Here is a 12,775-nt window from a genome sequence, read left to right on the forward strand (position 1 = left end):
CCCGGCGCCGCCCTTGTCAATACTGACCGGTCGGTATGACGCTCCCGCCCAGCCACCCATCCGTCCTCCCATGACACTCCTCCCCCGCCCAGCGCCCACGCTGTCACATCAGATGCGTGCAGTTTCGCTGAAATTGCACGAATTACCGGTCGCTTTCGTGCAGTTTCGCCGAAACTGCACGAACCCCCCACTACCCTGGGACACGAACCTGGCAAGAAAGATCAACAATGTCGTCGACAGGGCGGATACGCCCCCTGGGGAGTCGTCTATGGCCGACGGTCGTTCCTCCGAGGCCGAGTTCGACGCGGTGATCTCCCGCGCCGCGCTCTATCCGGTGTTCCAGCCCGTCGTGGACCTGAGCACCGGCGACACCGTCGGCTACGAGGCCCTGATCCGCGGACCGTCCGGCACCGCCTTCGCCACCCCGGAGCGACTGTTCCGGCAGGGCGCCAAGGCGGGACGGCTGGCCGAACTGGACTGGATCTGCCGCGCCGCGGTGTGCCGGGCCGCCATCGCCTCCTGCCTGCCGCCGCACATACCGCTGTTCGTCAACACCGAGCCGGCGGCGCTGCGCACCCCGGCCCCGGCCCAGCTCGCCGAGACGTTCCAGGCCGCGGCGCGGCAACTGCAGGTCGTGGTCGAGATCTCGGCCCGGTCGCTGGCCGAGGATCCGGCCGGGCTGCTGGCGGCGATCTCCGGGGTACGCGAATCGGGCCTGCGCGTGGTGTTGGAGGACGTCGGCGACGACAGCGCGCTGGCCATGCTGCCGCTGCTCAGCCCCGACGTGATCAAGTTCGACCGGGCGATCGTCCAGGACCGCACCACGCCGACGGTCTCGGCCGTGGTCAACGCGGTGCTCGCCGAGGCCGAACGCACCGGGGCGACGGTGGTGGCCGAGGGCATCGAGTCCGAGCAGCACCTGGCGACAGCCCGCTCGATGGGCGCGACGCTGGGCCAGGGCTGGTTCTTCGGTCGGCCCGAGCCGTTGCCGGACGAACTGCCGGCGCAGGGCCCCGAGCTGTCACGAGTGCCGGTGGGCGAGGCGGTCCGCACTCCGTACGAGGCAGCCGCCGCGCAGCGGCCCGTTCACCGCGCCGACCGCGACACGCTCTACCACCTCAGCCGGCACCTGGAGAACCAGTTCCCACGGCTGACCGAGCCACCCGTGCTGCTGGCCGCGTTCCAGCAGGCCGACCGCTTCGACCAGCCGACCCGCGACCGGTACGCACCGCTGGCCGAACGATCGGCGTTGACCGCCGTGTTCGCCCGGGACCTCGCCGACTCGCTCGGCGACGACATCAGCGGCATCCCACTGACCGACGACGACCCGCTCACCCGCGAGTGGACGGTGATCATGCTGGGTGCCCACTTCGCGGGCGGCCTGTTCGCCACCGAGCGTGACGAAGGTTCGTACGACTACGTGCTCACCTACGACCGCCGCCTGGTGGTAGAGGCGGCCCAGCCGCTGCTGCGGCGGATGCTGCCCGCGCGGCCGCAGACGTTCTGGTGAGTGTCAGGCGGCCGCCTCGGCCATGGTGCGACCGGTCTCCAGCAGGGTCTTGAGGTCCGACAGCAGATGCGGCCAGCCCTGGCTGACCATGTCGGGCAGCGGGCTGCCGGGGGCGAACCCGTCGTGCACCAGGGTCAGCTTCACCAGGTCGCCGACCCGTTCCAGGTCGAACGTGACCTTGGAGCGGGGCTCGGCGGCGAGCTGCGCACGCAGGTCCTCATCCAGGTCGACCGACTTGGCGAACTCGGGCGTGAAGGTGTGGAAGGTGTAGCTGAGCCGACGGTACGGCTCGGCCTCCAGGACGACCTGCTCCGGGTGGGCCATGACCACGCCGAGCCGCTCCCAGGTCATGGTCGAGCCGGGCTGCCAGTCGGTGGTGAAGGTGACCTGCCAGTACCGGGTGGTGAAGGCCGGGTCGGTCAGCGCCTGCCACAGCCGCTGTGGCGTGGTGCGGATGAAAGTGGTGTACACGAACTCGTTCATGTGGTGCTCCAATGCCGTCTTCAGGTCCGCGAGCACGTGGACCCGGCCGCGGTGATAGCGGTCTATCCAGCGGTCGGCGATGGCGTTGATCGGCTCGGCGTTGAGGTAGTGCAGCTTCTCCCGTCCCCGCCACACGGTGGTGACGAGGTTCGCCGCCTCCAGCACGGCCAGGTGTTTGCTCACCGACTGCCGGGCCATCTCCTGCCCCGCGCACAGCTCGCGCAGCGTCTGCCCGTTGCGGGCGTTGAGGCTGTCCAGCAGTGCGCGGCGGCTGGGGTCGGCCAGCGCCTTGAACACGTCGTCCATCGCCATCCCAACATGCAGCCGTCCGGCTGCATGTTGCCAGATTAAGCAGCCGTATGGCTGCATGTCAACTCGCCGGTCGCCTGAGCTGGTCGAACTGTCACGGACGGAGACCGCAACCGCCTAAAGTCGGCGGCATATGAGGGCCACCCACAGGCTGATGGGCCGCCACGCACCGGCGCTGCGCCGCGCCTTCCTGGGCGTCGGCGTCGGGATCGTCACGGCCCTGGCGGTCATGGCGGTCGCGAAGTGGCAGCTCGCCCTGGTCTGCGGCTGGGACGCCACCGCCCTGACCTTCCTCGTCGCCATCTGGCCGATGGTGCTGACCTGCGACGCCCGCGCCACCGAGGAGATGGCCTCCCGCGAGGACGACACCCGCACCGCGGCCACGCTGGTGCTGCTGGCCGCGAGCATCGGCAGCATCCTGGGCGTCGCGGCGACCCTGCCGTCGGCCTCGCACGAACACGGACTGCGCAAGGGTGCGCTGATCGCGCTGGCCGTGCTGACGATCCTGTTGTCGTGGATCGTGGTCAACACCGTCTTCCTGCTGCGCTACGCCGACCTGCAGTACTCGCCGCGCAGCGACGGCATCGACTTCGGCCCGAGCACCGGCGACCATCCCACCTATCTGGACTTCGCCTACGTCGCGTTCACCATCGGCATGACCTACCAGGTCTCGGACACCACCATCCGCGATCCGCGCATCCGGCGCACCATCATCGTGCACTCGCTGATCTCGTACCTGTTCGGCGTGGTGATCGTGGCGGGCGCGATCAACCTGTTCTCCGGGCTCATCCGCTGAGCTGTCGGCATGGCGTCTCGGCGGCGGGCGGGCGCGGACAGCGGCCATAGCATCGACGGGTATGAGGCTCAGAATCGCCCTCGCCACCGCCGCCGCGGTGCTCGTCTCGATCTTCGTGGCGCCCGCCGCCGCCAACGCCGCACCCGACTCCATCGCCTGCTCGGCCGCGGGCAGCTACAGCAAGGTCATTGGAGGCACACCGACCACGTTCTGGCTGGTCGGCACGGTCGGCAGCTACCGCTACTGGCACGTCGTGCTGCCCTCGGGCGGCGAACTCTACTCACGCAGCTACGTCGTCCGCTGCAGCGGCGACACCATCGCCTGGTCGGCCGATCTCACCCCGACCAGCGGCAACGCCGACCGCTGCCCCGGCACCACCTCCACCGTCCAGTACCAGTACGTCGGCTCGCACACCGGCCTGGTGCCGTTCCTGTCCTGGTACCTGGAGTACGACTACCACTACTGGCACGTCAAGAGATGGGTCACCACCGGCACCTTCGGCCTGTGGGTCTACGACCACTCCGAGGTCGCCTCCTGCCTGACCTGACCCACGACCGGTGCCCCAGCCCCAGCCCGGCGGCATCGCCATTCACGTTTGGGCGGCCGCCCGGCAGGGGAAATCACAGTCGGTGACGAACCGACGCCGGATCACCCCGGGTGATGTCTTCGGCTGGGCGGTCGCGGCCGCTTGCGGGGTCGCGCTCGTCGGGCTTGGCCTGGCCGCGATCTGGGCGGTGCGCGGCATCCTGATCCTGGTGCTGGTCTCACTGTTCGTGGCGGTGAGCCTCGACCCGGCGGTGAGATGGCTGGTCCGACACCACCTCCGCCGCCCGTACGCCGTGACCATCATCCTGCTCGCCGTCCTGAGCCTGATCGGCCTGCTGTTCGCCGGCATCGGACCGCCCCTGGCACACCAGGCTGGACAGCTCACCAGCGACCTACCCGGCTACATCGACAGTCTCGACGAGCGGTCCCGGGCCTTCCAGGAACTCAGCGCCCGCTACGGCCTCGGCAACCGGCTCAACGAACTCGCCGCGTCGGTGCCCGAGCGAGTCGGCACCAGCCTGCTGAGCCTGTTCCAGACGTTCCTCGGCGGGCTGGCCGCCGCGCTGACGGTGCTGGTGCTGTCGCTGTACTTCCTGGCCGACATGCCTCGGCTGCGCCGCCGCGTCCAGCTCCTGGCGCCCGACCGCTACCGCGAGCGCACCCGGCGCATCGTCGACACGGCGGTGGACAAGGTCGGCTCGTACATGATCGGGAATCTGTTCATCTCCCTCATCGCCGGCATCGTCGCCTACATCGGCCTGGTGCTGCTGAAGATCCCGTTCGCGTTGCCGCTGGCACTGATCGTGGCGGTCACCGACCTGATCCCGCTCATCGGCGCGACCCTGGGCACCGCCGTCTGCGGAATCGTCGCCGCGATCGCCTCGGACGTGTGGCCCGCGGCGGTCGGGATCGTCGTGTGGCTGCTGGTGTACCAGCAGGCCGAGAACTACTGGATCGTGCCCCGGGTGATGCGGCAGAGCCTGGACATGCCCGGACTGGCGGTGCTGCTCGCCAGCCTGCTCGGGGCGGGTCTGCTGGGCCTGGTCGGGGCGCTGATGGCGATCCCGATCGCGGCTACCGTCAGAGCCGTCCTCGTCGAGCTGCGCACCCCGTTGCCACCGGAGCACCTACCCGCCCAGGCCGACCCGCGGGACAGCCCGCCGTAGGGCTCAGGACGCCAGTCGTACCTCGACCTGCTCGTCCTGCTTGGCCAGGTACATCGCCTCGTCGGCGCGGCGCAGGGTCGCCTCGGCGGGCTCCCCCGGGCGACGCATGGCCACCCCGACACTGATGCCGTGCCCCACCTGACGCGCGGCGGCCGTCAGCCGCCGGGCGATCCGCACCGCCTCTGTCTCGTCGGGCACCTCCAGCACCGCGACGAACTCGTCGCCGCCGACCCGGAACACCTCGTCCCCGGCCCGCAGGGCCTCGCGCAGCCCCTCGGCGAGTCTGATCAGCAGCTGATCTCCGGCGGCGTGACCCAGGGTGTCGTTGACCTTCTTGAAGTTGTCGACGTCCATCACCAACAGCGCGGTGTGCCCAGCGCTGGCCGAGGCGAGCCGCTCCGTGAACGGCCCCAGATGCGGCAGGCCGGTCAGCGGGTCCGACTCGGCTTTGTCCTTGAGGCGGGCCAGGCGGTACAGGCGCTCATAGCACATCGCGGCGTTGGCCATGAGCAGCTCCAGCACGCTCAAGACAGCCGGGTCGACGCGTACCGCTAGCTGGTCCATCACCAGCATGGCCGCGTCGGCGAGCGGGATGGACCCGTCGGTGCCCCGGACCGGCACCGCAATGAGGGTGCGCACACCGGCTTCGAGCAGCGGCTCGAACCCCCGGGCGTCGAGCAGGTCCGGATCGCCCTGAGTCTGCGAGGAGCCGTGTCGGCAGACGGCGTCGATCATGTCGGACAGGTTGCGCCGATCGAGTCGGGCCAGTTGCTCCGGCAGCGACGCGGTGCCGGGAACCGTGTAGCTCATGCCCATGGCCAGGTCCGGCACCCGCCACATGCTGGTGTCGGCGGCACGCCGCACCAGCAGTGCCGCGCTGGAAAGTCCGGCGGTCTCCACAGCCGCCCGACACGCCAGGTTGCCGAGTTCGCGCCGGTCCCCGGTGGCGGCGAAGCCGAGCGTATCGCGCAGCAGACGCTCGGCCAGGGACTCGGCGGGCGGGCCGCCGAGTTCGGTGATGCGCGCGCCCAGGCACAGGCCGATGTCGGTCAGGCGGGCGCACCATTCGCCGAGCCCCGGCACGAGCCGGTCAAACTCCACGTTGAGCACACCGATCGTGGCACGCGAAGGGCAGGTGATCGGGGCGCACACCACGGAGCCGACGGGGCGCCGTTGGTGCAGACCCGAGTACTCGATGGACGCGTCGCCGATCGACACGGTCCGGCCGGTGGCCAGAACCCGGCCCACGATGCCGTAGTGCACCGGCACGGCGTGCGGGGCCTGCCATGCCCCGCCGGTCGCCACCAAGGCCAGCTGGCCACCGCTCAGGAGCAGGACGTCGACCGGGGCACGGGCGTGTGCGTGGAGCACCGACACGACCGTGTTGCAGGCGCGCGCGGCCGAGTCGCAGTCGGCTATGGCCGCGGCGATCTCGTCGATGACGTCCGGGCCGATCTTGGCTCCCCTCGCCTGTTTACCGGGCGATTCATACCCTTGATCATGTTACGCCCGTTCAGCCGCATCCGGCCCGACTTCCCGCGCCGCGTTGGTCAGCTCGGCGGCGCGGCCGCCAACGCGGCCGCGTCCACCAGCAGGCGCATGAAGTCGTCGAGCCGCCGTTCGGCCAGCGCCAGCTCCGCGTCGAGATTCGGGTGCGCCTGATAGAGCACCTGGTCGGACCAGAAGTCGTCGGTCAGGTCACCCAGTGCGCGCAGGTTGCCCTCGTCGATGGTGGCCTGGCACGCCGTCGCCAGGCGACCGAGGCCGGCGAGCGCCAGCAGGACACGTTCCATCCGTTCGACCGCGAAGCGAACCCGGCACAGCCGGTGGGTCAGATCGGTGCCGCGGCGGATGACGTCGATCTCGGCATGCAGGGCCGCGGCAAGCTCCCGTTCACGTTCGTCCCATACCACACTGCCGTACATATAGGTCATTATCGGCGGGTATCGCGTCAGCTCCGGTTGCCGCGCCCGATGTGTTCACGCAGGTGACATAGGCGATCGCACGCCGTTCGTCGATCAGGAAGCCGGGACCACGACACACCGCCGAACCGTGCCACAGGTTCATGATCGACCGAGCCCAGTTGGGCGCCGACGCTGCGCACGCCCCAGCGCCATGCCCGCCGCCCACCCGTCGAACATCGTCCACACGGGCTTGAAGATCACGGGATGGCGGTCATGGCGTCGGGCGGTCAGCGGGCGGATGGGGTCGGTGTCGGCTGTTGTGGAGCCGGTTGCTGCGGGGCGGGCTGCTGGGGTGCCGGCGGCACCTGCGGGGCCTGCGGGTTGGGCGGCATCCGCCAGCCGGGCTCGCCCGGGTAGCCGGGGTAGCCGGGGCCGCCGGGGTAGCCGGGCTGTCCCGGGTAGCCGGGGCCGCGCCGGTCGTCGTCGTACCGGTCGCGGTTGTGGTGGCGATAGTCGCCTCGGTCGCGGTCGTAGCCGCCGTGCATGTGCGCGGCCGCGCCGATCAGGCAGCCGCCCAGCAAACAGCCGAGCACGAGCCCGACCAGACCCGCCAGAACCGCGGGCAGCGCCCAGTGTCGATGGATCGGCGCCGGCGCCACCGCGGCCACCGGCGGTGCGGGTGGCGGAGGCGGTGCCGGTGGCACCGGGCCCGGCACGACCTCAGGTTCGTCAACGGAGTCAGCCATTCCCACAGCATCGTCCCCGAACCTGGGAACCGGCCGCCAACCGGCGAATCCGCCGCCGTGGCGGCGAAAACCGTGGCCTCGCATCCGGACTTCCGGGCCCAAGGCCGATGACCCGGCACGGACTCCCCGCTACCCGGCCAACCGCAGTTGGCGGCCTACCCAGCGGTCGCGCAGCCACCGGTCGTGGCTGGCCACCACGACCGCCCCCGGCCCCGTGCCCAGCGCGTCCTCCAACTCGTCGGCCAGGCGTGGGGACAGATGATTGGTGGGCTCGTCCAGCAGCAGCAACTCCGGCGGGTCGGCCACCAGCAGCGCCAACGCGAGCCTGCGCCGCTGCCCGACCGACAGGTCGCCGACCCGGGCGCCGAGATCGCGCGGGGCGATCAGGCCCAGGCTCCGCAGCGGTACGGACTCCGCACGCTCGGGCCCCAGCGCCAGCTCGTACGCCTGCTGTACGGTGCGGTCCGGCTCGTCGACGGTCGTGTCCTGGGTCAGCAGGCCAACCGTCAGCCCGCGTCGCCGGGTGACCGCTCCCGCCGCGTCCAGTCGTCCGGCCAAGACCCCGAGCAGGGTGGACTTGCCCGTTCCGTTCGGGCCGGTGACCAGCAGCCGGTCGCCGGAGAGCAGGTCGAGGCGGTCCAGTCGCAGTCGGCCGGGCACGGTGACGTCGCGCAGCGACAGCAGCAGCCCGTCGGCGGACGCGGCGGCCAACCCGCCCGGACGCAGCCGCAACGGCGTCGGCGGCTTGCGCACCTGGTCGCGTTCCAGCTCGTCGAGGCGGCGTGCGGCGTCGCGGACCCGGCGCGAGATCTGGTTCTGCACCCGGCCCGCGGTGTGGCCGTACCCCATCTTCTCGTTGTCCCGCTTGGCCCGGCCGGGCGCGACCTGGTGCGCGGTGACGTCGACGGCGCGGCGCAGCTGGCTCAGCTCCTCCTGCTCGGCGTCGAAGCGCCGCTGCCAGCGGTCGCGCTCGGCTCGTTTCTCCGCCTGGTAGGCCGTGTAGCCGCCACCGAACCGGACCGGCCCGTCGGCCGACGGGTCCAGGTCGATCAGGTCGGTGCAGACCGCGTCCAGGAACGCACGGTCGTGACTGGCCACCACGACCATGCCCGGCAGGGCGCGTAGCTGCTCCTCCACGAAGGCGGCGGCATCGTCGTCCAGGTGGTTGGTGGGCTCGTCGAGCAGCAGCGCGCCCGGACGGCGCACCAGCAGCGCGGCCAGGGCGAGCCGCCCCCGCTGGCCACCGGACAGCGTGCCCAGGGTGCGGTCGTGGGCCAGCGCGCCGAGCCCGAGCCCGGCCAACACCAGCTCGGCGCGCCGATCGGCGTCCCAGGCGTCGTGCTGCTGCGCGCTGTCCAGGCGCTCGCCGTACGCGGCCAGCAGGTCGGCGTGCCCGGGTGCGTCTGGCGGGGTCTCGGCGAGGTCGGCGGTGAGCCGGTCGAGCGCGGCCAGGTCGGCACGGGCCTCGCGCAGGGCATCGTCGAGCACTTCGGCGATCGTCGCCGCCGGCTCGAACGGCATCTCCTGGTGCAGGAAGCCGAGGTCGGCCGGGCGTACGACGGTGCCCCCGTCGGGTTCGTCCACCCCGGCCAGCAGGCGCAGCAGGGTGGACTTGCCGGTGCCGTTCTCCCCGATCAGGCCGATGCGGCGGCCGGGGGCGGCGGTGAGGCTGACCCCGTCGAGCACGCGGCGCGTGCCGAGGGTGCGGACGAGGTCATGGGCGAGCAGGGGTGCGGACATGGTTGACACCACCGAGGAAAGGTCGGTTCGATCACCCGCCGGGCGGTGCCTCGGGCGCGGGTGCGGAAGGTGTCAACGGATCACATCGCCGTCGACCGTACCCGCGGCGCGACGCGACCCGCAACCGATTACCGTTCACTACGGCCGTTGTACAACGCGTACGGCCCTACACTGACCCGGTGCCGCCACCCAACGAGACCCGGCGGGCCCAGCTGGCCGACGCCGCCGTCGCCCTGCTCGCCGAGGCGGGCGTGCACGGGGTCACCCATCGGGCCGTCGACACCCGCACCGGACTGCCCGCAGGCACCGCCTCGAACTACTTCCGCAGCCGCGAGGCCCTGCTGGTGGCCGCCGGTGAGCGAATCTTCGAGCTGCACCAGGCCGACATGACCGCCGCCGAACTCGGCCACGACACCTCCGGCGATCCGCGCGAGCGCACCATCGGCCTGATCGCGGGGTCGCTGCTGCACGCCGCGACCATCCAACGGGCCCGCTACCTCGCCATCTTCGAACTCCAGCTGGAGAGCCTGCGCCGTCCGGTGCTCGCGCAGACGCTGCGCAAACTTGCCGACGCCACCGCCCTGGTCACCCAGGACCACCACCGGTCACTGGACCTCGGCATCGCGCCCCAGGCGGTCCCGCTGCTCATGACCCTCTACGGCGGTGCCCTGTTCACCCTGGTCACCGCCCCGGTCGGCGCCGTCACCCCGGACCTCGCCCATGGCCTGGCGGCGAGCATCGTGACCGGAGCACTCGGCGCGTGACCCCGGAGCCACACCCGTGAGACGTGACCGGGTCGCGCGCAGACTCCTGGTCGACCGGACGACGTACCGCTGGCGGGTCGGCCTCGACAGGTGGGATCTGTTCGACGGCGCTCTGCGTCGCCGCCGACCCTAACGTCGGGCGGGCGGCAGGGTGGCGAGCCGCTCGCCGAGCACCTCCGGCAGGAACCTGGAGAGGATCTCGTACGCGGGATCGGCCTTCAGCCACAGGAGTCTGTGCTCGACCCCGGAGTGCTGCCGCAGCCGCAGCGCGTCGGTGGTGATCCCGGTGACCAGGCGTGCCTGGGCGATCTCCGCGAACGCGATGGCCTTGTTCGTGCGGTGCTCGGCGACGATGCGTTGCCACGTCGCGCCGCCGAGATCGGCCCGTGGCAGCGGCGCGGTGACGGTCGGACCGAGCCCGTTCGCCCTGGTCTGGGCAAGGGTCAGCCGGCGCCGGAGCAGCCCCGTGGGCGAAAGCCACAGCTCGCCGTGGATCCAGTCCAGCCATCCGGTCGTACAGCTGCGGCTGATGCACTCCGCCAGGTCGGTCACGCACGCACGATAGCGGCCCCGGGTGATCGCCGCTGCCCTTGAACCCGACAGGACCTTCAGCGCGGCAGCAGCCTCATCGTCGTCGCGCGGGCCTGCGGGGCGATCATCGGGTCGACGTACTGGGCGTTGTCGCCGCGGTACTTGCCGCGGTAGGCGGCGTCCACCCGGTCGTTGGCGCCGGGGTCGGTCACCGCGTCGAAGTCGACGTCGCGGTCCACGCCGCCGGCCCGAATCCGGCCGCGACGGCTGGCCCGCGCACCCCGATACCACGAGCCTTCCGCGCCCCGGTACGAGCGGATGTAGAGATCGTCGCCGGCACGAACCACCCAGATGGTCACCGGCTCGCGCAGCGAACCGTCCCGGCGGCGCGAGGAGATCTGCAGCTCCTCCGCGTTCCCGATCACGTCGAGTTCCTCGGCGGACCACACGGCCATCGTCACTCACTCCCCTGCCGGTCGCGCTGTCGCGGTCCACCCCATCGTCCACTCGTCCCCGCGCCAGCCGCGCCTGTTCCGCCGACCAGCACCCCATCGACTTGACCTTGACGTAACGTCAACGTCTCTAATGGTGCCCATGCGTATCGGCGAGCTGGCCGCGCTGGTCGGGGTCACCACCCGGACCGTGCGCCACTACCACCACCTCGGGCTGCTGCCCGAACCGGAGCGGACCCTCGGCGGCTACCGCGAGTACCGGCTGCGCGACGCCGTCGCGCTGGCCCGGGTGCGGCGGCTGGCCGAGCTCGGCCTGTCGCTGGACGAGATCCGCGACGTGCTCGCCGACGACCGGGGCCGCGAGCTGCGCGAGGTGCTGACCGAGCTCGACGCCGACCTGGCCCGCCAGCAGCAGGCGATCACCGCACGCCGCGCCCGGCTGGCCGCGCTGCTGGCCGACGGCGACCTCGACCCCGACGCGACCGTGGCGCCGGACCTGGCCGACGCGCTGCGCGACCTGCACCCGGCCGAGTCGGCGTTCGCGGCGCTGGACCGCGACGTGATCTCGTTGATCGACACGGGCGCCGATCCGGGCGTACGCGACGAGGTGTTGGCCCTGTTCCAGCCGCTGACCGAACCTGGTGCGCGTGCCCGCGGGCACGCCCTCACCGCCCGGATGGACGATCTGGTCGACGCCGACCCCGCCGACCCGCGGGTGGCGGAGCTGGCGGCCGAGCTGGCCGCGCATCTGCCCGCCGAGATGGCCGCGGCCGCTGTGGCCAGCCTCGACGACCCCGAGCACGGCCGCTGGCTGGAGCTGATGCGCGCCGAACTGTCCCCCGCCCAGGCCGAGGTCCTGCGGCTGATGGTGACCACCCTGAAGGAGCGCGCATGATGCTGCGGACCGCCCGCGCCGCCCTGTACACGATGCTGCCCCTGGAGGCGGTGATCATGGTGCTGCTGGTCTCGGGGGTGGCGCTGCCGCCGCTGGTCGTCACCGGCGTCGAGGTGCTGGTGCCGGCTGTGCTGGTGCTGCAGGCGGTCGCGCTGTGGCAGGTGTACCGCGCGCAGCGGCGGGGCGGCCGCGAGCCGAGGGCCGCGCTGCGCGGGGCGTACGAGCAGCTGGTGCCGGTGCGGGTGCGGCGGCTGCTGAGCTTCGACGCGCAGGGCATGGTCAGCCTGGTGCTGTGGGTGACCCGGCGCCGTCACGGCGTGCCGCCCGGCGCCACTGCGGCGTCCTACCACCGCGAGGTCACCGTGCTGATGCTGGGCTTCCTGATGGCGTCGGTGATCGAGCTGGTCGGCGTCGACATCCTGCTGCGCTCCTGGCACGCGCCGGGCGGGCTGCGGGCCGTGGTGCTGGCCGTCGACGCGTACGGCATCCTGATCGCGCTCGCGGTGATCGCCTGCTACGTCACCCGCCCGCACGTGATCTCCGCGGACGAGATCCGGATCCGCCACGGCGCCTTCTTCGACCTGCGGATCCCCCGGACGCTGGTGAAGGCGTCGCAGCACCGGCGCAACCACAACGAGACCGGCATGCTCCGGGTCGCCGACGGGGTGCTGGCCCTGGCCGTGAACAGCCAGACCAACCTGATCGTCGAGCTGTCCGAACCCGTGCTCGCCACCCGGCCGCTGGGCAGGCAGGTCGAGGTGCACACGATCCGCTTCTTCGCCGACGACCCCGCCACCGCGTACGCGGCGCTGCGCGCCGACAGTTTCGGGGAAACTGCACGAAACCAGCCCAAGATTCCTGCAGTTTCCCCGAACCCGCAGGCACCCACCCCCACCCAGGCGGGCGGTGCCGTGTCCGATCTCCGCCGGTAGT

At 71.6% G+C, this 12,775-nt stretch carries 14 protein-coding genes; 7 read left to right on the forward strand and 7 right to left on the reverse strand.

The genetic code is table 11. The features are described from left to right. Positions 1–268 precede the first annotated feature (268 nt). Positions 269–1,510 (forward strand): sensor domain-containing phosphodiesterase, encoded by a 1,242-nt coding sequence (locus KUA19_RS26260; protein ID WP_217400052.1) that lies wholly within the window; start codon positions 269–271, stop codon positions 1,508–1,510. Positions 1,511–1,513: 3 nt separating this feature from the next. Here KUA19_RS26260 and KUA19_RS26265 read toward each other — a convergent pair whose 3' ends face one another. After that, positions 1,514–2,305, reverse strand: a complete 792-nt coding sequence (locus KUA19_RS26265) for an ArsR/SmtB family transcription factor (protein ID WP_254550128.1) — start codon at positions 2,303–2,305, stop codon at positions 1,514–1,516. Positions 2,306–2,435: 130 nt separating this feature from the next. On the opposite strand from KUA19_RS26265, the gene KUA19_RS26270 reads away from it, so the two are divergent. The 3 genes from KUA19_RS26270 (at position 2,436) to KUA19_RS26280 (ending at position 4,810) form a co-directional block, all read left to right on the forward strand. Next, positions 2,436–3,098 (forward strand): DUF1345 domain-containing protein, encoded by a 663-nt coding sequence (locus KUA19_RS26270; protein ID WP_217400055.1) that lies wholly within the window; start codon positions 2,436–2,438, stop codon positions 3,096–3,098. Between the two features lie 61 nt (positions 3,099–3,159). Beyond that, a complete protein-coding gene (locus tag KUA19_RS26275; protein ID WP_217400058.1) occupies positions 3,160–3,645 on the forward strand; it encodes a hypothetical protein in 486 nt (161 codons plus the stop codon). Between the two features lie 82 nt (positions 3,646–3,727). Beyond that, the gene (locus tag KUA19_RS26280) at positions 3,728–4,810 is read left to right on the forward strand and encodes an AI-2E family transporter (protein WP_217400061.1); all 1,083 of its coding nucleotides are present in this window, start codon (positions 3,728–3,730) and stop codon (positions 4,808–4,810) included. A gap of 3 nt (positions 4,811–4,813) precedes the next feature. Here the strand turns inward: KUA19_RS26280 and KUA19_RS44645 are convergent, their stop codons facing one another. From KUA19_RS44645 to KUA19_RS26300, 4 genes are all read right to left on the reverse strand, one after another. Then, the gene (locus tag KUA19_RS44645; protein WP_217400064.1) at positions 4,814–6,181 is read right to left on the reverse strand and encodes a GGDEF domain-containing protein; all 1,368 of its coding nucleotides are present in this window, start codon (positions 6,179–6,181) and stop codon (positions 4,814–4,816) included. Between the two features lie 179 nt (positions 6,182–6,360). Further along, positions 6,361–6,735, reverse strand: a complete 375-nt coding sequence (locus tag KUA19_RS26290) for a hypothetical protein (protein ID WP_217400066.1) — start codon at positions 6,733–6,735, stop codon at positions 6,361–6,363. Positions 6,736–7,001: 266 nt separating this feature from the next. Continuing rightward, positions 7,002–7,460 carry a hypothetical protein gene (locus KUA19_RS26295; RefSeq protein ID WP_217400069.1) on the reverse strand — a complete coding sequence of 153 codons (459 nt, stop codon included), beginning with the start codon at positions 7,458–7,460 and terminating at the stop codon, positions 7,002–7,004. A gap of 129 nt (positions 7,461–7,589) precedes the next feature. Beyond that, complete coding sequence (locus KUA19_RS26300; RefSeq protein WP_254550129.1) at positions 7,590–9,200, reverse strand: ABC-F family ATP-binding cassette domain-containing protein; 1,611 nt, start codon at positions 9,198–9,200, stop codon at positions 7,590–7,592. Positions 9,201–9,379: 179 nt separating this feature from the next. Here KUA19_RS26300 and KUA19_RS26305 point away from each other — a divergent pair, with 179 nt between their 5' ends. Beyond that, positions 9,380–9,964 carry a TetR/AcrR family transcriptional regulator gene (locus tag KUA19_RS26305; protein ID WP_217400072.1) on the forward strand — a complete coding sequence of 195 codons (585 nt, stop codon included), beginning with the start codon at positions 9,380–9,382 and terminating at the stop codon, positions 9,962–9,964. Between the two features lie 129 nt (positions 9,965–10,093). On the opposite strand, the gene KUA19_RS26310 is transcribed toward KUA19_RS26305, so the two are convergent. Next, entirely contained in the window at positions 10,094–10,516 is a 423-nt protein-coding gene (locus KUA19_RS26310) for a hypothetical protein (RefSeq protein WP_217400075.1), read from the reverse strand. A gap of 56 nt (positions 10,517–10,572) precedes the next feature. Continuing rightward, on the reverse strand, positions 10,573–10,950 hold the full coding sequence (locus KUA19_RS26315; RefSeq protein ID WP_217400078.1) for a DUF2255 family protein: 378 nt from the start codon (positions 10,948–10,950) through the stop codon (positions 10,573–10,575). 139 nt (positions 10,951–11,089) lie between these two features. Between KUA19_RS26315 and KUA19_RS26320 the strand changes: the two genes are divergently transcribed. Continuing rightward, positions 11,090–11,842 carry a MerR family transcriptional regulator gene (locus KUA19_RS26320; protein ID WP_217400081.1) on the forward strand — a complete coding sequence of 251 codons (753 nt, stop codon included), beginning with the start codon at positions 11,090–11,092 and terminating at the stop codon, positions 11,840–11,842. Continuing rightward, positions 11,839–12,774, forward strand: a complete 936-nt coding sequence (locus KUA19_RS26325; RefSeq protein WP_217400083.1) for a hypothetical protein — start codon at positions 11,839–11,841, stop codon at positions 12,772–12,774. The genes KUA19_RS26320 and KUA19_RS26325 overlap by 4 nt, the downstream gene beginning before the upstream one ends. Position 12,775 lies beyond the last annotated feature (1 nt).

The organism is Catellatospora tritici (assembly GCF_019083965.1).
In the GTDB taxonomy this organism is placed as follows: Bacteria; Actinomycetota; Actinomycetes; order Mycobacteriales; family Micromonosporaceae; genus Catellatospora; species Catellatospora tritici.

Coding starts and splice junctions, on each gene's coding strand:
- KUA19_RS26325 (WP_217400083.1), top strand. CDS start 11,839: ATGATGCTGCGGACCGCCCGCGCCGCCCTGTACACGATGCTGCCCCTG.
- KUA19_RS26270 (WP_217400055.1), top strand. CDS start 2,436: ATGAGGGCCACCCACAGGCTGATGGGCCGCCACGCACCGGCGCTGCGC.
- KUA19_RS26315 (WP_217400078.1), bottom strand. CDS start 10,950: ATGGCCGTGTGGTCCGCCGAGGAACTCGACGTGATCGGGAACGCGGAG.
- KUA19_RS26290 (WP_217400066.1), bottom strand. CDS start 6,735: ATGTACGGCAGTGTGGTATGGGACGAACGTGAACGGGAGCTTGCCGCG.
- KUA19_RS26300 (WP_254550129.1), bottom strand. CDS start 9,200: ATGTCCGCACCCCTGCTCGCCCATGACCTCGTCCGCACCCTCGGCACG.
- KUA19_RS26265 (WP_254550128.1), bottom strand. CDS start 2,305: ATGGCGATGGACGACGTGTTCAAGGCGCTGGCCGACCCCAGCCGCCGC.
- KUA19_RS26260 (WP_217400052.1), top strand. CDS start 269: ATGGCCGACGGTCGTTCCTCCGAGGCCGAGTTCGACGCGGTGATCTCC.
- KUA19_RS26320 (WP_217400081.1), top strand. CDS start 11,090: ATGCGTATCGGCGAGCTGGCCGCGCTGGTCGGGGTCACCACCCGGACC.
- KUA19_RS26295 (WP_217400069.1), bottom strand. CDS start 7,460: ATGGCTGACTCCGTTGACGAACCTGAGGTCGTGCCGGGCCCGGTGCCA.
- KUA19_RS26275 (WP_217400058.1), top strand. CDS start 3,160: ATGAGGCTCAGAATCGCCCTCGCCACCGCCGCCGCGGTGCTCGTCTCG.